The sequence below is a fragment of the Pontibaca methylaminivorans genome (assembly GCF_900156525.1).
In the GTDB taxonomy this organism is placed as follows: Bacteria; Pseudomonadota; Alphaproteobacteria; order Rhodobacterales; family Rhodobacteraceae; genus Pontibaca; species Pontibaca methylaminivorans.
Genome location: NZ_FTPS01000001.1, coordinates 178232 through 196805, shown reverse-complemented (window position 1 = coordinate 196805; position 18574 = coordinate 178232). Strand labels below are relative to the sequence as shown.

General features: G+C 63.8%; 34 protein-coding genes and 1 tRNA gene. 26 read left to right on the top strand and 9 right to left on the bottom strand.

All coding sequences use genetic code 11. The features are described 5' to 3' along the window. The first annotated feature begins 36 nt into the window (after nucleotides 1-36). On the top strand, nucleotides 37-345 hold the full coding sequence (locus B0B01_RS12985) for a hypothetical protein (protein ID WP_076646456.1): 309 nt from the start codon (nucleotides 37-39) through the stop codon (nucleotides 343-345). Here B0B01_RS12985 and B0B01_RS00950 read toward each other — a convergent pair. Both B0B01_RS00950 and B0B01_RS00945 read right to left on the bottom strand, forming a co-directional pair. Then, nucleotides 342-929, bottom strand: a complete 588-nt coding sequence (locus tag B0B01_RS00950; RefSeq protein ID WP_076646454.1) for a hypothetical protein — start codon at nucleotides 927-929, stop codon at nucleotides 342-344. The genes B0B01_RS12985 and B0B01_RS00950 overlap by 4 nt on opposite strands. Before the next feature lie 670 nt (nucleotides 930-1599). After that, nucleotides 1600-1875 (bottom strand): hypothetical protein, encoded by a 276-nt coding sequence (locus B0B01_RS00945; RefSeq protein WP_143732992.1) that lies wholly within the window; start codon nucleotides 1873-1875, stop codon nucleotides 1600-1602. Here B0B01_RS00945 and B0B01_RS00940 point away from each other — a divergent pair. Next, complete coding sequence (locus B0B01_RS00940; protein WP_076646450.1) at nucleotides 1867-2100, top strand: hypothetical protein; 234 nt, start codon at nucleotides 1867-1869, stop codon at nucleotides 2098-2100. The two genes, B0B01_RS00945 and B0B01_RS00940, sit on opposite strands and share 9 nt — an antisense overlap. 56 nt (nucleotides 2101-2156) lie before the next feature. Here B0B01_RS00940 and B0B01_RS00935 read toward each other — a convergent pair whose 3' ends face one another. Further along, nucleotides 2157-3209: a RelA/SpoT domain-containing protein gene (locus B0B01_RS00935; protein WP_076646448.1), complete on the bottom strand. Its 1053-nt coding sequence runs from the start codon at nucleotides 3207-3209 to the stop codon at nucleotides 2157-2159. Nucleotides 3210-3573: 364 nt separating this feature from the next. On the opposite strand from B0B01_RS00935, the gene B0B01_RS13495 reads away from it, so the two are divergent. The 23 genes from B0B01_RS13495 to B0B01_RS12975 all read left to right on the top strand — a co-directional run bounded on the left by B0B01_RS13495 (nucleotide 3574) and on the right by B0B01_RS12975 (nucleotide 12043). Further along, complete coding sequence (locus tag B0B01_RS13495) at nucleotides 3574-3705, top strand: hypothetical protein (RefSeq protein ID WP_268802035.1); 132 nt, start codon at nucleotides 3574-3576, stop codon at nucleotides 3703-3705. Beyond that, a complete protein-coding gene (locus tag B0B01_RS13135) occupies nucleotides 3702-3851 on the top strand; it encodes a hypothetical protein (RefSeq protein ID WP_159438944.1) in 150 nt (49 codons plus the stop codon). Before B0B01_RS13495 ends, B0B01_RS13135 begins: the two co-directional genes overlap by 4 nt. Nucleotides 3852-3904: 53 nt before the next feature. Beyond that, a complete protein-coding gene (locus B0B01_RS00930; protein WP_143732991.1) occupies nucleotides 3905-4153 on the top strand; it encodes a hypothetical protein in 249 nt (82 codons plus the stop codon). Then, nucleotides 4150-4353: a hypothetical protein gene (locus tag B0B01_RS00925; protein WP_076646444.1), complete on the top strand. Its 204-nt coding sequence runs from the start codon at nucleotides 4150-4152 to the stop codon at nucleotides 4351-4353. Before B0B01_RS00930 ends, B0B01_RS00925 begins: the two co-directional genes overlap by 4 nt. 1 nt (nucleotide 4354) lies before the next feature. Continuing rightward, nucleotides 4355-4606 (top strand): hypothetical protein, encoded by a 252-nt coding sequence (locus B0B01_RS00920; RefSeq protein WP_076646442.1) that lies wholly within the window; start codon nucleotides 4355-4357, stop codon nucleotides 4604-4606. After that, nucleotides 4603-5241 (top strand): ERF family protein, encoded by a 639-nt coding sequence (locus B0B01_RS00915; protein ID WP_159438943.1) that lies wholly within the window; start codon nucleotides 4603-4605, stop codon nucleotides 5239-5241. The genes B0B01_RS00920 and B0B01_RS00915 overlap by 4 nt, the downstream gene beginning before the upstream one ends. 10 nt (nucleotides 5242-5251) lie before the next feature. Beyond that, nucleotides 5252-5953 carry a hypothetical protein gene (locus B0B01_RS00910; RefSeq protein ID WP_076646438.1) on the top strand — a complete coding sequence of 234 codons (702 nt, stop codon included), beginning with the start codon at nucleotides 5252-5254 and terminating at the stop codon, nucleotides 5951-5953. Next, nucleotides 5953-6438, top strand: a complete 486-nt coding sequence (locus tag B0B01_RS00905) for an HNH endonuclease (protein ID WP_076646436.1) — start codon at nucleotides 5953-5955, stop codon at nucleotides 6436-6438. The genes B0B01_RS00910 and B0B01_RS00905 overlap by 1 nt, the downstream gene beginning before the upstream one ends. Beyond that, nucleotides 6435-6854, top strand: coding sequence for a single-stranded DNA-binding protein (locus tag B0B01_RS00900; protein WP_076646434.1), 420 nt, complete (start codon nucleotides 6435-6437; stop codon nucleotides 6852-6854). The genes B0B01_RS00905 and B0B01_RS00900 overlap by 4 nt, the downstream gene beginning before the upstream one ends. Continuing rightward, nucleotides 6854-7243, top strand: coding sequence for a recombination protein NinB (locus tag B0B01_RS00895; protein ID WP_083945962.1), 390 nt, complete (start codon nucleotides 6854-6856; stop codon nucleotides 7241-7243). Before B0B01_RS00900 ends, B0B01_RS00895 begins: the two co-directional genes overlap by 1 nt. After that, nucleotides 7240-7590, top strand: a complete 351-nt coding sequence (locus B0B01_RS00890; RefSeq protein WP_076646432.1) for a DUF968 domain-containing protein — start codon at nucleotides 7240-7242, stop codon at nucleotides 7588-7590. Before B0B01_RS00895 ends, B0B01_RS00890 begins: the two co-directional genes overlap by 4 nt. A 468-nt stretch (nucleotides 7591-8058) precedes the next feature. Next, the gene (locus B0B01_RS13335; RefSeq protein ID WP_234967670.1) at nucleotides 8059-8220 is read left to right on the top strand and encodes a hypothetical protein; all 162 of its coding nucleotides are present in this window, start codon (nucleotides 8059-8061) and stop codon (nucleotides 8218-8220) included. 3 nt (nucleotides 8221-8223) lie between these two features. Further along, the gene (locus B0B01_RS00885) at nucleotides 8224-8925 is read left to right on the top strand and encodes an outer membrane protein (RefSeq protein ID WP_076646430.1); all 702 of its coding nucleotides are present in this window, start codon (nucleotides 8224-8226) and stop codon (nucleotides 8923-8925) included. Further along, nucleotides 8925-9131, top strand: a complete 207-nt coding sequence (locus B0B01_RS00880) for a hypothetical protein (RefSeq protein WP_076646428.1) — start codon at nucleotides 8925-8927, stop codon at nucleotides 9129-9131. Before B0B01_RS00885 ends, B0B01_RS00880 begins: the two co-directional genes overlap by 1 nt. Next, the gene (locus B0B01_RS00875; protein ID WP_076646426.1) at nucleotides 9128-9352 is read left to right on the top strand and encodes a hypothetical protein; all 225 of its coding nucleotides are present in this window, start codon (nucleotides 9128-9130) and stop codon (nucleotides 9350-9352) included. The genes B0B01_RS00880 and B0B01_RS00875 overlap by 4 nt, the downstream gene beginning before the upstream one ends. Continuing rightward, on the top strand, nucleotides 9345-9614 hold the full coding sequence (locus B0B01_RS00870; RefSeq protein ID WP_076646424.1) for a hypothetical protein: 270 nt from the start codon (nucleotides 9345-9347) through the stop codon (nucleotides 9612-9614). The genes B0B01_RS00875 and B0B01_RS00870 overlap by 8 nt, the downstream gene beginning before the upstream one ends. Next, on the top strand, nucleotides 9611-10045 hold the full coding sequence (locus B0B01_RS00865; RefSeq protein ID WP_076646422.1) for a hypothetical protein: 435 nt from the start codon (nucleotides 9611-9613) through the stop codon (nucleotides 10043-10045). Before B0B01_RS00870 ends, B0B01_RS00865 begins: the two co-directional genes overlap by 4 nt. Beyond that, nucleotides 10038-10319, top strand: coding sequence for a hypothetical protein (locus B0B01_RS00860; RefSeq protein ID WP_076646420.1), 282 nt, complete (start codon nucleotides 10038-10040; stop codon nucleotides 10317-10319). The genes B0B01_RS00865 and B0B01_RS00860 overlap by 8 nt, the downstream gene beginning before the upstream one ends. Continuing rightward, on the top strand, nucleotides 10316-10525 hold the full coding sequence (locus tag B0B01_RS12980) for a hypothetical protein (protein ID WP_143732990.1): 210 nt from the start codon (nucleotides 10316-10318) through the stop codon (nucleotides 10523-10525). Before B0B01_RS00860 ends, B0B01_RS12980 begins: the two co-directional genes overlap by 4 nt. Then, a complete protein-coding gene (locus B0B01_RS13130) occupies nucleotides 10522-10698 on the top strand; it encodes a hypothetical protein (protein ID WP_159438942.1) in 177 nt (58 codons plus the stop codon). Before B0B01_RS12980 ends, B0B01_RS13130 begins: the two co-directional genes overlap by 4 nt. Before the next feature lie 4 nt (nucleotides 10699-10702). After that, nucleotides 10703-11395 (top strand): hypothetical protein, encoded by a 693-nt coding sequence (locus B0B01_RS00855; RefSeq protein WP_076646418.1) that lies wholly within the window; start codon nucleotides 10703-10705, stop codon nucleotides 11393-11395. Between the two features lie 76 nt (nucleotides 11396-11471). After that, nucleotides 11472-11822 (top strand): hypothetical protein, encoded by a 351-nt coding sequence (locus B0B01_RS00850; RefSeq protein WP_076646416.1) that lies wholly within the window; start codon nucleotides 11472-11474, stop codon nucleotides 11820-11822. Continuing rightward, the gene (locus tag B0B01_RS12975; protein ID WP_143732989.1) at nucleotides 11819-12043 is read left to right on the top strand and encodes a hypothetical protein; all 225 of its coding nucleotides are present in this window, start codon (nucleotides 11819-11821) and stop codon (nucleotides 12041-12043) included. Before B0B01_RS00850 ends, B0B01_RS12975 begins: the two co-directional genes overlap by 4 nt. Here the strand turns inward: B0B01_RS12975 and B0B01_RS00845 are convergent. After that, complete coding sequence (locus B0B01_RS00845; RefSeq protein WP_076646414.1) at nucleotides 12040-13002, bottom strand: tyrosine-type recombinase/integrase; 963 nt, start codon at nucleotides 13000-13002, stop codon at nucleotides 12040-12042. The genes B0B01_RS12975 and B0B01_RS00845 overlap by 4 nt on opposite strands. Nucleotides 13003-13144: 142 nt before the next feature. Further along, nucleotides 13145-13231: transfer RNA gene (locus B0B01_RS00840), tRNA-Leu, on the bottom strand. A 72-nt stretch (nucleotides 13232-13303) separates the two neighbouring features. Between B0B01_RS00840 and lipB the strand changes: the two genes are divergently transcribed. Continuing rightward, nucleotides 13304-13999 carry a lipoyl(octanoyl) transferase LipB gene (gene lipB, locus B0B01_RS00835; protein ID WP_076646412.1) on the top strand — a complete coding sequence of 232 codons (696 nt, stop codon included), beginning with the start codon at nucleotides 13304-13306 and terminating at the stop codon, nucleotides 13997-13999. A 25-nt stretch (nucleotides 14000-14024) separates the two neighbouring features. Here the strand turns inward: lipB and B0B01_RS00830 are convergent, their stop codons facing one another. From B0B01_RS00830 to B0B01_RS00815, 4 genes are all read right to left on the bottom strand, one after another. Next, on the bottom strand, nucleotides 14025-15812 hold the full coding sequence (locus B0B01_RS00830; protein ID WP_076646410.1) for an ABCB family ABC transporter ATP-binding protein/permease: 1788 nt from the start codon (nucleotides 15810-15812) through the stop codon (nucleotides 14025-14027). Nucleotides 15813-15912: 100 nt separating this feature from the next. After that, nucleotides 15913-17004, bottom strand: a complete 1092-nt coding sequence (locus tag B0B01_RS00825; RefSeq protein WP_076646408.1) for a LysM peptidoglycan-binding domain-containing protein — start codon at nucleotides 17002-17004, stop codon at nucleotides 15913-15915. Nucleotides 17005-17224: 220 nt separating this feature from the next. Beyond that, a complete protein-coding gene (locus tag B0B01_RS00820) occupies nucleotides 17225-17833 on the bottom strand; it encodes a superoxide dismutase (protein ID WP_076646406.1) in 609 nt (202 codons plus the stop codon). A 224-nt stretch (nucleotides 17834-18057) separates the two neighbouring features. After that, entirely contained in the window at nucleotides 18058-18324 is a 267-nt protein-coding gene (locus tag B0B01_RS00815) for a hypothetical protein (RefSeq protein ID WP_076646404.1), read from the bottom strand. Nucleotides 18325-18574: the final 250 nt, after the last annotated feature.

The following is an 18574-nucleotide window of genomic DNA, read 5'->3' as shown; positions in this document are numbered from 1 at the left end:
CTAATCTTAATTTGAGTCGAGTCGCAGAGGTATGTTATGCTATACACTGAAAAACAGATAAGAGAGCAAGCGCTGAAAGCGTTGTCAACAGCACCTGGAGGAAAGCTGACCACCACTCAACTTATCGAGACTCTTACTAAAATCATGAAGCCCCAAGGACGAGACGCCGAAATAATCGAGGGCCGCGGAGACACATTCTTCTCGCAGAAAGTAAGAAACCTAGTCTCCCATCGTGATGATGGCTGCGGCCTGCAAGCCTCTGGATTAGCTGAGTATAACGCTGATGATGAGGGCTGGACGATCACCGCCAAGGGTCGCGCAGCGGTGCGCGATAGTAACCCCTAGCCGCCATACTGTTTCTTGTACCCAGGAGCGAACCATTTAAGCTCGGTCGCTCCCATATGGTCCCTGTCCCAGACGAACCATGCATATGCGGTGGTGCCAGAGCCCTTTCTTTCGGCATTTCTTGGATAGAAAGTGATTCTTTCGCTAAAAACCCAGACTCTGCTAGGTGCAATTCGTGAGAATATGCCCCGATACCGCGCGCCTCCCTCCAAGAAGGCAAGTCTTAACAAAAGGGCAAATTTCTGATCTGCCTTATCGATACAAGAGGAAACAAAACCTTCTGCACTATGAAACGGGGGGTTAGTAACGATATTTTTCGCCTTCCGATCAGCGTTCAGGAAATCGACTCCCGACTCACCATATCCGCGGTCGTAAAGATCAGAACTCTCGACCGTCGACGCCTCTGCAAGCACTTTAGACATCGCTCCATCACCACAAGCACATTCCCATGTGACTCCTGTGAAGTCCTCATTGTCTATCAATGCATATGTTGCCCAAGCTGGCGTTGGATAAAAGTCAGGCCCATCTAGGTCTGCAATCCGCTTTGTCGTGGGCTGTGGCGCCAAGAGAAGATCACTGCGCATGTTATACCTCGGAGATTTACCGCTAGATGGTTGCGCGGGTTGATTGGGATTTTTAAACGATTCTACTGTCGTGGCATGAGATGACAAGCACCTTGAGAATCGGCATTATTTTCCGCCCAGATCGAGCCGCCACTCGCCGGATTTTGCGCGCGAAACCCACGCCTTAGACGGCCCGGCCGGCCGAGCCGTCACGTGCAGCCGGGCCAGTGGACTATCCCACTACCGCATGCGACAAGCTGCGCGCGAGCGGTGGCGACTTCTCCTTCTCCCCGCTGCCGCTCGCAGATCCTCACTCTCATCCGAAAGCTGTGGACTCGACTCAGCAAGATGTGCAGCATGGGCGTGGCGGTTTCCTGATTGCCGCCCGCTACGCTTCCTGGCGCGGGTTGCCCTGATCATCTGCACCTCCACAACGGCTCGATGATCGGGGCAACCTGCGGGAAGCTGGACCTCATATCTACACTCAGCCCGCCCTAACCGGCGGGCTTTTTATTTCCCCCAAGCGACTAGACAAGAATCATTCTGCCGGGCAGGGTGTCTGTGGGTGCCAACCGACAGATCATCTGATTGCCTTCAGCACCCAAGCTGGCCTGAGTGCCTTCATCCCCAATCCCCAATTGGTTCTCATCACTCAGACCGGTGGCGGGGGAGGCTTCGGCCTCCCCCAACCTCACCGCAAGCCCTGCCCTAACCGGCGGGCTTTTTCCTCGTCTGCGGCCAGGATCGCATCTCTTAGTGCGTTGAGCGCCTCGTCCAGCGTCTCCGCGTCACCGCTCGTGCCCGGGGGCACCTGTTTGAACCAGCCCCACACCTCACTGCGCGGCAGGTAGCGGGTCAACATGTACACCCGTCCGACCAGCTGTCCGTCGCGATAGACGCACCAGTCGTTCTCGACCTCGCCCGGGAATGATCGTCTGCGTGTCCACATGCGAGCACTATGGCGCATCGAGAACGATTCGAGAACACCCCGCGCGAGCCTGAGCAGCTGGAAGCGGCTCTGGATCACCTGTTCCGGCCGCTATGCTTCGCGGTCGAGAACCCCGGCGCCATCGCTCCGGCTGAGATGGACGACTGGCTTCGCATGGCAGCAGCCGAGCGCGACCGGCAAGGCGACTATGGCGCGGCGAGGATGCTGGACGCCTTGGCGGTGCAGGCGGACGACAACGACTGAGCCGGGCTGGCCCGGGCGGTGGCGGACGCGATCAGGCGGGGGGAGGGACTGTCGCCCTAGTTTGGCGGGCGAAGCAATTCCACAAAACTGACAGAATCCCCAAAATAGTTTTTATACGCAGCACGAAGCTGGGCGGGATTATCTGCTCGAACGTACACAGCGTTAATGCTATCCAAGGAAGATTCCGCCTCGTTCGCGGCCTCCAGTGCAACCAACGGATCCTTAAATACACTGATCTCCAATCTGAAACCGCTAGGGTCGCATTCATCGCGGACGATATTAAACACGTTGTGCCGTCCCAAGTGGTCACTGCCATCATGTGCCCTAAGCGCAGTGAGCCTGTTAACAATCGCCAATTCCGACTCAAGCTCTGCAAGCTCGGCCCGAAGCTGAGCAAGGCTTTTCTCCGGCCAGGCGCGGGTTAAGCCCTCATGCTGCCTTGCAATGATCTCGCTTGCTATCCTGAAAAATAGGCCGCGATCCCCCTCACCATGCCCGAACTTCGTGCGCTCCCGGTCCATGATGTCCGCCAGCTCTACCGCTGTTGCCCAGCTGTTTTGGGCGCGAGTGCGGTACTGTATTTCCACACGCAAATTTTGCCATGGCTGATTTGATGTATCGCCCCGACGGTGGCTCCGTGGCCTATGTGAATACACGTCGTGTATGCCACGATATCCGGTTCCTTTCGGATTCTCAATATAATCATATTTATCGGGCTCGTTGCGGAGCTGATGCTCAGCAAACCCAGCGTGCATTTGAGACCGGAAAGCGTTAAGATCATCTACGGAGGCAAAGATAAGCCTGCACCCCGCGAAATCATTCATCGCCGTAACGTCCTTAACGAGCGGCGTAACGCCATCTTCGCGCTTTCGCCTCAACTTATCAAAGACGGTATTCCTCCGCTTGAGCCTTTGCACGAAGTCTACAGGCCCCGAGAATGCGCCAATCCGCCTCCTAAGACTTGCCTGAAATGTGTTAAGTGCGAACCCATGTGCGCCCCGCCAGCGGTCGAGCAGCATAAGATCATCATCCGTTGCTTGCCCCTCCGCGACCGCCTCACCCGCACGTCGAATGGCGCTTTTGTTTTCTGGGGGCTTTGGGAAGGCCATGGGAATTCCTTTATGCATTGGCCACCACCCAACTGCCCCCACCGCGATTCGACAAGCCCTAACGCCCCGCTACCCCGCCCTCTCTGCGGGCTTTTACTGCGCTGCCACCTAGTGGCGGGGATCGATCCCGCAGCCCCCTTCGGGGTCGCGTCCCGGTGTCGGTAAGCCCGCGATCCATCGCGGTTCGCTAGGTGACAGCCCCCTCTCCATAGCACGGCGAATCGGGGAGGGGAAGCGGTCGGCAGGTTTTTAATCCTATTTTTATCTTGACGTAGGTTTATTATCCTATACCTTACTCCACATCCCCACGACAACCCCGGCCTGATCGCCGGGTGACGCTCTGGGGCAGAGAGTGGAGAGAGACATGTTTGAGATTACCCGCGCCCTGCGCTTCTACGCCGCCCGACCCCTGGCCTTCGCCGCCGATCTGATCGGCACCGCGGCCCTGTTCGCAACGCTCTGGGGCGGCCTGCTGGCCGCGGCGGTGCTGTCATGATGCCCGACGATTTCGAGCGCGCCCGCTGGATGGAGGACTACAACGGCGAGCTCGGCGCGGTGGTGCTGGTGCTGATCCTCGGCGCTGCCCTCGGCGGCGCGGCGCTGGTCGGTTTGCTGTGGATCGTCGCGGGGGTGCTGTCATGACCCTGCGCGGCACAAACCTCGGCACCCCGTCAACCCGCAGATACCTCGAACTGATGGCCCGCGCAGACGCGGCAATCGGTGACATGAGCGACTGCTACGAACTCGCGTTCGGCGTCCCGCTGCACCGCGCGACCGACGAGGACTGCGAGCGCCTCACCGCTGTCTGCGAAGCCCTCGAGGCCGGGGCTCGGGCTGCCCGCGCCATGGAGGCCGGCGAGCCCCGGATCCATCCCCGCGACCCCGAAAACCTCGACCCCTACGGCGCCGGAAACGGCCCGCTCGAGCACTGGAGCGCAGCATGACCCGCAACGAACTGATCTTCTCGCTGATCGCGGTCAACGCCGTCGGCATCCCTGCTCTCGCCGGCGTCATCGCCGCCCAATGGGCCATGGCCTGCTACGCCCCGATGTGGCTCGCCGGAACGACGATGTTCCTGGCCGGCGCCACGGCAGCCGTCTGCGCGATCGTCGCCACCAACCGCATTTATGACAGGAGGGCCTGACATGCGCGGCACAGCAACATTCGCCGGCGGAGAAATCCACGTCGAGTTCGAGACCGGCCTCACTCGGGTCGACTACGGCGTTCCGCGCTCACCCGTCTGGTTCGAGCCGGACAGTGACGGCCCGAGCATCGCAAGCCTGACCATCCTCGGTGAGGCCTACGACCCGTCTGACCTGCCCCCTCGCCTGCGCCGCGCAATCCTCGCGCTGGCCGATGAGGTCGAGGAATGGGCGACGCTGGAGGATGCGGCGTGAGCAGCGAAACCGGAAAGCGTGAAGGTATGAGCGTCCACCAGAACATTTACTGCGCCTTAGCGGCCGCGCAGATGGAGTTCGGGACCGTCGCAAAGGGATCCGTGAACCCAGCATTCAAGAGCCGCTACGCCGATCTCGCCGATGTAGCTGCGGTGGTGATCCCTGTGCTTGCTCGCCATGGCGTTGCCGTCCTGCACTATATGGCCGGGGACAACGTGGATCGGATGCGCACGGAGTTCGTCCACGGCGCCAGCGAAACGCGAGTGCATTGCGATGTGCCGCTATTGGTGGACCGGAAAAACATGCAGGGCATGAAATCCGCCACCACCTATGCCAAGCGCATCGGGCTTGAGAGCCTGTCCGGCGTAGCTCCCGAGGACGATGACGGAAACGAGGCCGCAAAGGCACCGCCCGTGAGGCAGGCCCGCCCGCAGGCTGATCGGCAGCAGGGCCCCGTCGATGTCGATGTCGCCCGCGACAGTCTGGCCAAGGCCGACACGTTGGACCGTCTGCAAGCGATCTGGGAGGCGCTCCCCGGCAACGTGAGGGCCTGTATCTCTGTGACCAACGCCAAGGATGCACGCAAGGCCGCACTGTCGGGCTCCGTCCTTGCTGACGACGAAATTCCATATTGAGAGGCCGACCATGGACGACATGAACCCTCGCGCCGTGATCGGCGGAAACACCCCGCCCGATCTCATCGACGAAATCTGCGCGGCCCATGAGGCCGTGAGGATAGAGGCGGAGCACTGGCTGGATGGCGCCGCGACAGTCGATGACGAGCCGACCATGCAGGCAGTGGATCGCATCCGTAAAGATGCCCGCGAATGGCGTCTCGACCTGGAGCGCGGCCAGAAGTCCGCCACCGCACCGCTCTATGACGCATACAAGGCGGAGGGCGCTCGCTGGAAGCCGACGATTGACGACGCCAAACGCATCGAAGCGGGTCTTGTCGCTGTGGTGGATGGCTACAAGCGCAAGCTGGCCGCGAAGAAGGAGGCTGAGCGCCGGGCTGCATGGGAAGCCGCAGAGGCCGCGAGGCGCGAGGCCGAGGAAGCCGCACGACTAGCCGCAGCGGATGACCTTGAGGCACAGCGAGAGGCCGCAGCCAAAGCGCAGGCCGTTATCGACGCCGAGAAAGCAGCGCAGGCCGCCCAGCGTGACACCGTGAAGGGCATGCGGACCGTCACGCGCTACGAGATCGAGGACCACCGCGCCGCGCTGCACGATATTGCGGCGAGCGACCGGGACGCGGTGACCGCCTTCATCGAGGACTACGTGCGACGGAATTTCAAGGCGCGCGCCATCAAGGGCGTCCGCGTCTGGACAGAGCGCGAGGCATTCTGATGGCTGACCTGGGTGACCCATTTGTCATCGAGCGTTTCCTGTCTCTCTGCCCAGTGCGGGATAGCAAAGACTCCTGCTGGGAATGGGCAGGGATGGTCAACACCAATGGTTATGGTCGATTTTCCTTCAACGACCGCCACGAGCTGTCACACAGGATTTCGTTCCAAATGTTCATTGGCGACATTCCAGACGGGTATGTCGTTTGCCACTCTTGCGACAACAGGCTTTGCGTGAACCCGCGCCACCTTTGGATCGGGACGCAATCCGACAACCTCAAAGATGCCGTTGCGAAAGGCAGGATGTTCCGTCCGGACACCACGGGTGAGCGGAATGGAAATAAAAAGCTCAATTGGGGAAAGGTCGAGGCAATAAGAGAAATGCATTCGCGCGGGGTCAAAAAACACCTGATTGCGCAAGCCTTCCAAGTTTCGCCGTCCACCATCGGCGAGGTTGTCAACTATAAGATATGGAGAAATCCAGCATGAAACAGATCACCATCACGGGCAGGCTGGGTAAGGATGCCGTCCTGCGCACCACGCAACAGGGCGACAAGGTGGCGGGGTTCTCGGTCGCCGTCGATGACGGCCGGGGGCAAGACAAGCGCACCGTCTGGTTCGAGGTCTCTCTGTGGGGCCGTCGCGGCGAGGCGCTGGCGCAATACCTGACCAAAGGCACTGCGGTTGCAGTCTCTGGCGACCTGTCCACCCGAGAGCATAATGGCCGCACTTATCTGACCGTGCGCGCCGATCAGGTGACGCTGCTAGGTGGCGGCAATCGCGACCAGTCCAGCGCCCGCGACCGCATGAGCGATGCAAACCGCGCTGGCTACGACGCGCAAGCGCCGGGCGGCGGGCCGGACTTCCAGGATGACATTCCCTTTGCCGCCGAGTGGCGAGTCTGATGGCGCAGACGGTGATTATACGCGGCGATGTGCAGCGCCGACTGGCAAAGGCCATCATTGATGCCGCGCCCATCGACGCGGTGGTGACGGTCAAGGAAGGCACACGGACGCTGGACCAGAATGCGCTGATGTGGGCGCTGCTGTCCGACATCGCCCGCGCCAAGCCCGAAGGGCGGCACATGTCGCCCGAGCTTTGGAAAGCTGCGTTCATGTCGGCGCTGGGGCACGAAATCATCTGGCAGCCCGGCATCGAGGGCTCGCCACCGTTCCCGGCAGGCTTTCGCACGTCGCGGCTGTCCAAGGCGCGAATGGCGGACCTGATTACCTTCATCCAGGCCTACGGCGACCGCCACGGCGTGCGCTGGTCTGACGAGGCGAGGGCGGCATGACCTTTGCCCGCGCCCCTCTCGGCCTCAAGCCGCCCCGCCCCGAGCCCAGACCGGACTATCTGGCCGCGGTTCGGTCCCTACCCTGCTGCATATGCGCCGGATGGGGAATGCAGCAAGCGACGCCGACCGCTGCTCATCACGTGATCTGCGGCCGCTACGGGCAGCGCAAGACGCCGGACACATCCGCCATCCCGCTTTGCGAGGGGCATCATCAAGGCCAGTGGGACACGACAAAACTGGCAATCCACCGAGACCGGTCGGCGTGGGTCGAAGCGTATGGACCTGACACCGACTTTGTAGCCGCCACGCAGGACGCGCTGGCGCATATTCTGGAGCGCACCCCATGAGACACATCACCCCTGCCCTGCTTACCGCTGGCCGCGGGGTGATTACCGCATCCGGCACCCCCTGATGCCGGTGGCGGGCGCGTGTTTCCTCCCCTCTCCCCGCGCCCGCCTCATCTGCCTATCCGCGCGGCGTCCTATCCGCCAACCGCGCGGCACTTGCGGCGGGGCCGTCCCACACAAAGCCCCGCCGCCCTTTCGGCCCGACGTCCGGCGCAATGACGTGCCGGATGGCTGGGGGCAGCAACCGATCATTCCGCTGCCCCCGGTCTGTCCCCGGACCGCTCCGGCATGAGGCGCTGCGCCTTATCCCCGAGCGATCCTGCTCGACGCGACCCCGGCGATCAGGGGCGAACGTGAAAGGTGATCTGTGGGGACAGCCCGGCATGGGCCGGACCCGCTACCAGACCGCCCCGAGGCAGACATAGCCCGTCAGAGCCTCGGGGCACCCAAATCGTGAAAGGAGTGAGCATGAGCCGAACCAGATACGTCGTCACTGTCAGATACGAAATGGAACGCGAAATCAACGTGTGGGCGCGTGACGAGCAGGAGGCCGAGGAAAACGCAATCGAGATTGTCGAGAACTGGAATGGCGTGCTGATGGCCGAAGCCAAAAGCGTGGCGGAGGAGTGAGCAATGCGTAAGCTCCCGCTCACCCCCGCCGCCCTCGCGCTGCTCGCTGCACCTGCTGTTGCCGCCAGTCTGGATGCCCTGCCCCCGCAGCCGGTGGTGCTGCCGCCGATGCAGGTGACGGCACCCTACAGTTGGACCGGCCCCTATGCCGGCATCAGCGCCGGCACCACGCGGACCAGGCACACACGCGAGGCGCACCCCTATACCAAATACGACCTGATCGAGGACGTGCATGCGAATGGCTGCGGCGATGACCCGTGGCGGCTCTATGAGGTCGATTACGGCGGCGGCAACATCTCCACCATGGGGTGCAGCTATATCCTCGGGATCGACAACTCCGAGGATTACCGGGCGTTCCCGGTTGTCGGAGAGGGTGCGGCCGGCAGCGAGACCGCGCGCAGCTCGCACGCGACACGGGGCCTGTTCGCCGGATACCGGCACCAGTTCGGCACCGGCGTCGTGCTGGGCGCGGAGGCCGCGTGGCACCGGGCCGAAACCGACCAGATCGAGGCCAAGGCGCAAGCCGGCTGGGCGCTCGGTCGCGTGCTGCCGTTCGCCACCGCCGGCTGGGAGTTCGAGAGCGGCGAGGCGCTCTATGGCGTCGGGATCGACTACGGCCTGACCAACCGCTGGATCGTCGGCACCGAATACGCCCGGTTCGGGGACAGCGACCGCCTGACGGCGCGCATCGCGGTGCGTTTCTGATGTCCGCCAAACCCAAAGCCCCGGCCCGCAGCGCCGCCCGCAGGCCGCTCTTTGTCGAGTGCGACGACTGCGGCCACGCATGGGTCGCCGCATTCCTGCCGCTCGCGATGGCCGACCTCGCGCGCATCCTTGACGGGGTGCGCTGCGCTCACTGCGAGGGCCGGAAGATCAGTGCCCTGCCAACCGAAAAGGAGATCGACCAATGAGCATCTGGGAAACACAGCCGAAATACCCCGGCCGGGACGGCGACACCGCGCAGTTTGCGGTTTTTGCAAACGGCTCGGACAGCCGCATCTGCATCCGCGCGGTCGATACGGTCGCGGATGAGCGCGCGGTGATCACCATGACGGCGGATCGGGCGGCGGCATTCGCGCGCGACCTGCTCGACGCGGCCATGTCGCTGCAGGAGGAACAGGCCGATGACTGACCCAATCCAGAAAAAATACCGCGACGGCATGAACCGCCTCGCGCGTCAGGTGGACGAGGCCCTGAACGGCCAGCGTAAAGCCGGGCGCGAGCGCAAGATCGGCTTTGTCCTGCTCGTTGCCGAGTTCGGCAAGATCGAAGACGGCCGCGTCAACTACATCAGCAACGGTGAGCGCGAGGACATGATTGCCATGCTGCGCGAATACCTTGCGCGGGTCGAGGGGCGCTATCACGAGCCGACCGATGCCGGGAGAGTGCAATGACTGACCGCATCGACACCGCGAAAGAGCGGGGAAAGCTGGCTGCACTGGAGGGGCACACGCCGGGGCCGTGGCAGGTCCGCGATTGTGACAGCGTGGGGCATCGCTGCACGAATTATTATCAGGAGATATGGAGCGAGAACTTCGATGTGCTGGTCACCACCGAAGTGACGCGCGCTCACGGCGACGGGGGACGTGAAAATATACGGCTGATCGCCGGCGCTCCTGACCTGAAAGCCACGCTAGCGGCTGCGTTGGACGCCCTCAACGCCGCGCGAATGGAGATCGAGCGGCTTCGAGTGCTGCTCGCACGAAATCTCGTTTTCGACACGGGAAGCGCTGAGGACGGATTGGACGCTCTGGGCGGGTGGGACGAGATCTATAAGCTGCTCGATGTCCGCGCCGCACTCAACCCGGAGGCCAACCATGACTGACCGGGGTGATCTGGTGGCACGACTGCGGGGTGTGCCGCTTTATGAGGGGCACGGCGAGGAAAGCAGCCTGCCCGAGGCGGCCGCCGACCAGATCGAGCGCGACGGACGGGAGATCGAGAGGCTGCGGGAGGCGCTGAAAGAATGCGAGTTGGAGATAGACGGCTACATTCGGCAGGAATACCCGTTTGATCATCCTGTTCAGGAAAGGCTCCGCAAGCGAGACTTCGCTGCCAATCCCGCCCGCGCCGCGCTCAACCCGGAGGGCGGGGCGTGAGAAACGCCAACCGCCCTTGGTGCGCAAAAGCCCGGTATCCCGGCCTCGATCCATTCCTCGGCGGAACCGTGGTCATGCCAGCCGACGCGGCGTCCCACGAGGTCGAGACGGCACTGATCGAACATTTTCGCAGATTTCTGCCAGACGGGTTTGAAATCATCGAGCCCGTCTGCGGAGCCCTGTTTTTTACGGAGGGCGAGGCGTGAGTAATCGCATCATCGCAGCACTGCTGGCTCCCTTCGCCTGGTATCTCGTCGCCGGATTTGTCGCGGCGGACCTTAACGCATTGAATTGGGGTTTGGATGGCCGCGCGTTTTACGTCCTCGTGACGCTCGTCATAGTTGCGGTCATTCTCACGGCCCCAGCGCGGAGGGATTGAGGCCGTGACCGCCCTCCGCGTGCTTGTCGCCTGTGAGACCAGTGGCATCGCCCGGCGCGCATTCGCGGCGCTGGGACACGATGTCTGGTCCTGCGACCTCGACCCGGCCGAGGACGGCAGCAACCGCCACATCATCTGCGACGTGCGTGACGGCATCCTGCTCGAGGGATGGGACCTGCTGGCAGTGATGCACCCGCCGTGCACCCGCCTCTGCAGGTCAGGCAGGCGCTGGATGAGCGGCCCCGGAGAATGGACGCCGCCCAAGCAACTGCCCAAGGGGCGCACCTGGGACTGCATGCGCGCCGAATTTGAGCTCGGCGTGTCCGTGTTCACGACCTGCTGGGAGGCGCCGATCGAGCGCGTCGCGATCGAGAACCCGGAAATGAACGACCTCGCCCGCGACCGCATGCCGACCGACCTGCCCGCGCCGCACATGGTGCAGCCGTTCTGGTTCGGCGAGCCGGCATACAAAAACACCGGCTGGTATCTGCGCGGATTGCCGCAGCTGGTCGAGACCAACCGCCTGCCCGAGCCCGAGCGCGGATCGGAGGAGTGGAAACGCTGGAACGCAGTCCACCGCATGCCACCGGGCCCCGACCGGGCACGCCTGCGCAGCCGGTCGTTCCCCGGGATGATGGCGGCCGCGGCCGAGCAATGGTCGCGCCATGCGGCCGACCAGATCAGGAGGGTGGCGTGAGACAGAACCGCAGCAGCGCGCCCGGCCGAAAGCGGCTCGAGCGGGCGGAGGATTATCAGATGGAGGACATAAAAACATGAGAAAGACTATCTCAATACCAATATCGCCGGAACTGGCTGCGGAACTAGAAAGCGCTCGCGGTGAGTTTGTCCAGAAGTTCGGGCGGGAACCGACTGGCGAAGACCCGATCTTCTTTGACCCGGATTGCGACACACCAGTTGCCATGTCGGAGGAAAAAGTGACCGCTATGATAGTGGAGGCGGCTCGTGAGGCAGGGATCCGCGAAGAGCTGATCTATGCGTTCGAAAAATCCGGATACATCGTCACGAAGGAAAATCAGCACCTCATACCGCCTGAGGGTTTGTTCGCACACAACGCTGCAATCGATGAGTATCGACGAAAGCACGATCGGGGGAAGCGGACATGACTAGGCTGTTCGCAATTGACGAGGGGGCATTCGAGGCAATGATTGAGCGGATGGATCGCATCGAGCGGCGCCTTGAAGCGCTCAAGCCGGAGTCGGAATGGGTTTCGATCCTGGAATATGCCGAAGCAAAGGGGGTTATGCCCCGCACCGTGCGCAACTGGATCGCGCAGGGGCGGCTGGAAGCCCGCGGCTCCGGCATGGCAAGAGAGGTGCGGCGCTAATCGAGGCGCCGCGCCAAATCCTCGGCTGGGGTGCGGTAATAAACCTGCAACATGCGCAAATCGCGATGCCCGACCATTCGGGCCAGTTCGAGGATGTCGAGCTTCTTTGACAGGGCAGTGATAGCGGCCGCCCGGCTGTCATGAAAATTCAGACCATCCGCCTGTGCGCGGTCGCGCACCTTGCGCCAGAGCACGTCCAGCTGGCGCGACGTAAGACCGAACACCGGATCCGCCTCGGGCAGCGCCTCGATCAGCCGGACGGCCTCGGAGGACAGGGGCACTTCGCGCGGATGCCCGTTCTTCGTGTGGATCAGCCGGACAACACGGCGCTTCAAGTCAACTCGATCCCATGTCAGACCGCATATCTCACCAGCGCGCATGGCGGTTTCCATGGCGAAAAGGAAGGCGTGGAAGGCCCGAGCTATCGCGTTGGTCAAATCCTCGCCTGCGGCATGCGCCAGCCGCTCGAGCTCGTCCTCAGTCGGCAGGCGGTCGCGCGGCGGCGCCTTGGGCGGTGCCTTTACATCTGACACCGGGTTTTTCTCGATCAGGCCCCATTCCCGGCGTGCGGTATTCAGCACCGACGACATGAGCTGCATCTCGCGCGTGACGCTGGCCGGCTTCACCTGCTTGAGCCGCCGATCGCGCCAGTCGGCAATGTCGGCCGGTTTCAATTCCGAAATGGCGATCCCACCGATCTTGTCGCGAGACAGGGCTTCGAGGCGGATCATCTCCCACCGCGCACCACGCTTGATCGGTGAAACCTCGCGCGCATATCTGTCCATGACCTCGCGAAACGGCATGGCCGCTTGCACGTCCTCGGCATTCAGGATCAGGTATTCCTGACGGGCAGCCCAATCCTTGGCCTCCTGCTGAGTCGGGAATACCTTGGTTCTGCGGATGCCCCTGCGCGAGACCATCGCTCGCCATCCCTTCCCCTGCCGCTTGACCGACGCCATCGTGTGTAACCCCTGTGCGATTTATGTGCGATCAGGTTACCCAAATGTGTAATAAAGGCCACCTTTCGGCGGAAAGGCTTATGCATGTAGCGCACAAAACCCCTTCAAAATATGGCGTTTTCTGGAAATTGAGGGAAAGAAGTGGTGCGGTCGAGAAGAATCGAACTTCCACGGGTGTTACCCCACAGCGACCTCAACGCTGCGCGTCTACCAGTTCCGCCACGACCGCACTTGCCGGAGGCGTGATGACGCGGGCTATAACCCAGCCGGCCGGGCTTGTGAAGGGCAAAACGCCACTTTGATGCGCCCCCTTTCCGCGTCGCTTCGCCGGCGCTATGAGAGCTTCATGGTGGAGTGGATCACGAGCCCCGGCCTGACCGGTTACGATGCGGCGCTGGCCTTCATGGAGGCGCGCGTCGGCACCATCGCGGCGGGCGAGGCGCCCGAATGCATCTGGCTGCTTGAACATCCGCCGCTCTATACCGCCGGGACCAGCGCGAAGGCGGCCGACCTGATCGCGCCCGCGCGCTTTCCCGTGCATCAGGCGCGGCGCGGCGGGCAATATACCTATCACGGCCCCGGCCAGCGGGTCGTCTATGTCATGCTCGACCTCAACCGGCGCGGGCGCGATGTGCGGGGCTTCGTGGCCGCACTCGAATCCTGGGTGATCGCGGCGCTGGCCGAATTCAACGTGACCGGCCATATCCGTGCCGGCCGGGTCGGGGTCTGGGTCGAGCGCCCGGATCGTGCGCCGCGCGCCGACGGGCAGCCGGCCGAGGACAAGATCGCCGCGATCGGGATCCGCCTGCGCCGCTGGATCAGCTTTCACGGCATCGCCATCAATGTCGAACCCGACCTCGAACATTTCAGCGGCATCGTTCCCTGCGGCATCAGCGACCACGGGGTGACCTCGCTCGTCGATCTCGGCCTGCCGGTGACGATGACCGACCTTGATCTTGCGCTGAAGCGCAGCTTCGAGCGGGCCTTTCCCGACTGACACAGGGTGCGGCAGAGGCGAAGCGTCAGGCGGCCTCGGCCTGCTGACGGTTCCAGAGTTCGGCATAATGCCCGGCGCGGGCGAGCAGCGCCTCATGGGTGCCCCGCTCGACAATGCGGCCATGGTCCAGCACCACGATTTCATCGGCGTCGGCGATGGTGGACAGGCGATGCGCGATGGTGATGGTGCTGCGCCCCCTGCCCGCCTCGGCCAGCGCGCGGCGGATGCCGGATTCGGTGCCGCTGTCGAGCGCGCTCGTGGCCTCGTCGAACAGCAGGATCGGCGGATCCTTGAGCAGGGTGCGGGCGATGCCGACGCGCTGTTTCTCGCCGCCTGAAAGCTTCAGCCCGCGTTCACCGACCATGGTGTCATAGCCCGCCGGCAGGGTTTGGATGAAATCATGGATGCGGGCGGCACGCGCCACGGCTTCGATCTCGGCCCGGGTCGCATCCTCGCGCCCATAGGCGATGTTGTAGCCGATGGTATCGTTGAACAGCACCGTGTCCTGCGGCACGATGCCGATCGCTGCGCGCAGGCTGGTCAGGGTCACGTCGCGGATATCCTGCCCGTCGATCAGGACCGCGCCCTGCGTCACGTCGTAGAACCGGAACAGCAGCCGCCCGATGGTGGATTTGCCCGAGCCGCTTGCCCCGACGATGGCGAGGCTGCCGCCCGGCGGAACCGCAAGCGTGATGCCGCGCAGGATCTCGCGGGGCGCCTCATAGGAAAAATGCACGTCGCGGAATTCGATCCCCGCCCCTTTGACCTGCAGCGGCTGCGCGTCCCAGCGCTCCGAGACCGCCGGCATTTCCTCGAGCAGGTCGAACATCTGCCCCATGTCCACAAGGCTCTGGCGGATTTCGCGATACACCGTGCCAAGCAGGCCGAGCGGCACGGTGATCTGGAGCATATAGGCATTCACCATGACGAAATCGCCGACCGTGAGCACCCCGGCCTCGACCCCGCTTGCGGCCAGGATCATCACCCCGATCAGCCCCGCGGTGATCAGGAAGGTCTGGCCGGTGTTCAGAAAAGCGAGCGAGCTTGCCGTGCGCACCGCCGCGCGCTCATAGCCCTCCATGGCGCTGTCGTAGCGCGCGACTTCGCGGCCTTCGGCGCCGAAATACTTGACGGTTTCGTAATTCAGCAGGCTGTCGATGGCCTTCTGGTTCGCATCCGTGTCCTGCCGGTTCATCTCGTGGCGCAGGCGCACGCGCCATTCGGTCACCCGGAAGGTGAACCAGACGTAAAGGGCGATGGTGACGGCGACGATGGCCAGGTAACGCCAGTCGAACACCACGGCGAGGATCACCGCCACAAAGCCGAGCTCCAGAATCATGGGCACGATGCTGAACAGCAGGAACCGCAGCAGGAAATCGACCCCCTTCACCCCGCGTTCGATGATCCGCGACAGCCCGCCGGTCTTGCGCCCGAGGTGATAGGCCAGCGAAAGGCGGTGGATGTGCGAAAACGTCTCGAGCGCGATCTGCCGCAGCGCGCGCTGCCCGACCGGCGCAAACACCGCATCGCGCAACTGCTGGAACGCCACGTTCAGAAGCCGCGCGCCCCCATAGGCGACCGTGAGCCCGATCGCGCCGAGCGCCAGCATCGGCACGCCCTCCTGCGCGAGCGCATCGACCGCGCCCTTGTAAAGCACAGGCGTCCCCACGGCGACGAGTTTCGCCGCGACAAGCATCACAAGCGCCAAGACCACGCGGCGCCGGATCCAGCCCTGTCCGCGCGGCCAGAGCCACGGCGCGACCCGGCGGATCGTGCGCAGGCCGGAGCGGCGCTCGCCTTCTGATCGGGGCATCGGTTCGTCTTTCGTCAGCAGGAGCCGGGTCGCGGGTGCGGCAGCCCGTTCGGGCAGAACTTGCCCGCAGCCGCGCCCGAGTGCAACCGCGGTGCAGGGCTCATTCGGGCAGGGTGAACACCTGCCCCGGATAGATCAGGTCGGGATTGCGGATCGCGGCGCGGTTGGCCTCGAACACGCGGACATAAAGCAGCCCTTCGCCATAGCGTTCGCGCGAGATCGCCCAGAGCGTATCGCCGGGCTGCACCGTGACCGGCCCCGCCCTTGCCGGATCGGGCAGCGCACGTTCAAGCGCCTCGGCGCTTTCGCGGCGGAACGGGGTTTCAAGCCGGCCCACCACGTCGCCCCCGGCCGAAAGCTCGTCGAGCCGCAGCCGATAGTCGCCGGGCGGCACATCGGCCAACAGCGCCTGCCAGCCTCCGTTCTCGCCGCTCGAATCGCCTATGAGGCGATCATCCAGATAGATCCGCACATGCCCCCCGGGCCGCGCCCGGCCCTGCAGGCGCACCGCCCCGTCGGCGCCATAGGTGATGGTGTCGAGCGTGATCCCCTCGGTGGCCGCCGCCTGCCCCGTTGCGCCGCCGCGCCCGAGCAGCTCGACCCCTGCCGCGTCCGAACGCAGCAGGGCGATGTCAGCGGCGCCCTCGCCCGCCGCATCGTCTTCGGTCAGGGTTTCGGTCCCGTCCCCTCCCGACCCGGCCTCCGCGGGATCCGGGCTCGCACCGGGTGCAATTGGAGCGAGGATAATATCCTCGTCCGACACCACCTGCTGCCCGTCGCTTTCGGCGCTCAGGCTCAGCACGCGGGGGGCCTGATCGGGGGGCAGATCCACCATGGCGACGAAATGACCGCCCGCGTCCGCCTCGATCTCGGTCTGCGCCACGCCGTCAAGGAGGACCGTCACCCGGGCACCGGGCGCGGCATGGCCGGCGATCACTGCGCCGCCGTCGGGATCGACTCGCACCACATCGAAGGCAGGGGTCGAAAAAACCGCCCCCGCGCCGTGATCGTCGGGCATCGGTTCGGAAAGATCGGGCACGGCATCGGGAAGGCTCGCGCTCTGCGCCGGCGGCGACCCGGTCCCGCGCTGCCAGTGCACGAGGCCGGCAACCAGAAGGGCGGCAAGGACAAGGATCGCCGTGGCGCCCCACACAAGGGCGCTGCGTCCCGCCTGCGCGCCGCGTTCCACCATTGCCGCCCTCCGTTTCTGTGGGCTCCGGCGATGGCCGCTGCCGGAGCCGGACCACCGCCCCCACGATGGCAAGCGCCCCGGCCCCGGTCAAGCCGCAGCCCGGCCCTGAAGGGGGCGCAAACGTCCCCGCGCGGGGAATCCACATGAAAAACGCCCCGCCATTTGCGGCGGGGCGTGAATTTTCGGCATCATCCCGGTGCCGGGACGGCGGGCGCGGATATCAGGCGTTGGCCAGCCGCTCCGCCACGTTTTCCCAGTTCACCAGCCGGTCTAGGAAGTTGCTCAGGTAATCGGGGCGCGCGTTGCGGTAGTCGATATAATAGGAATGCTCCCACACATCGCAGCCCAGAAGCGCGGTCTGTCCGAAGCAGAGCGGGTTCACGCCGTTTTCGGTGCTGGTCACCTTGAGCGTTCCGTCGGTATCCACGACAAGCCAGGCCCAGCCCGATCCGAACTGCGCGCCGCCGGCGGCCTTGAACTTGTCCTTGAATTCATCGACCGAGCCGAAGGCATCCTTGATGCGGCTTTCCAGCTCGCCCGGCATCTTGCTGTCGTCGGGAGACATCATCTCCCAGAACTGGTTGTGGTTCCAGAGCTGGCTGATGTTGTTGAAGATTCCGTTCTGGGCCACCGCGTTCTTGTCATAGGTGCCCTTGATGATCTCTTCGAGCGACTTGCCGTCCCACTCGGTGCCGGCAATCGCCTTGTTGCCGTTGGTCACATAGGCGTTGTGGTGCTTGTCGTGGTGATATTCGAGCGTTTCCTTCGACATCCCGCGCGACGCCAGCGCATCATGGGGATAGGGTAGATCAGGAAGTTCAAAAGCCATTACAGGGCCTCCCTTTGTCAGCAAGTTGTTGAAACCATACCTGCTAGATGTCCCGCTCGGGCCGGTTGGTCAAGGCCGCCGGCAGGTCGGGGCTGCCGCTTCCCGGGGTCGAGGCGGCATTTCACGCCCTGCGAATCCGGGCCGCGGCGGCGCCCGTGACAGGCCCGGAGCGGCTGGTGCCGCGCCCTGGGGCGCGACACCGCCGGTTGCCGGAAACGCCGGTTTTACTCCAGCGGCGCGGTGTCCTGATCGTTGTCGGGAAGCGTGTCGTTGTCACCCGGGGCGGGCTCGATCCCGGTATCGGGCTCGGTCAGTCCGTCATCGGTTCCCATACCGTCGTCGGCCGGAGCCTCGACCGCGGGCTCGTCGCCCGTCACGCCGTCCACCGGGGCCTCGCCGCTCGAGCCGAAGATGAAGAATATCACCACCAGCACGACGACGATGGCACCGATTATCCACCATATGACATTGGAATTTCTCTGGTTTGCCATGGTCTGTCCTCCATTTTGGATATCTTATCGTGCCAGCGCATGGCTGGCGCGCAAGGGTTGTTCTTGTCGCGAGCAAACTTTGAGCAAGACGCCGCTGACCGTTCTGAAGCCATTGACAAACCACCTCTCTGCCAAGTTGTTCCGCAAGCGCCGCATCCACCCGCCCCCTCATGCCTGCGCGGCCCGCCGCGGCACCCGGCCAAAGCCCGCCGGCGGGGGCGCGGCGAATTGCCCCGGCGGGGGCGGCGGC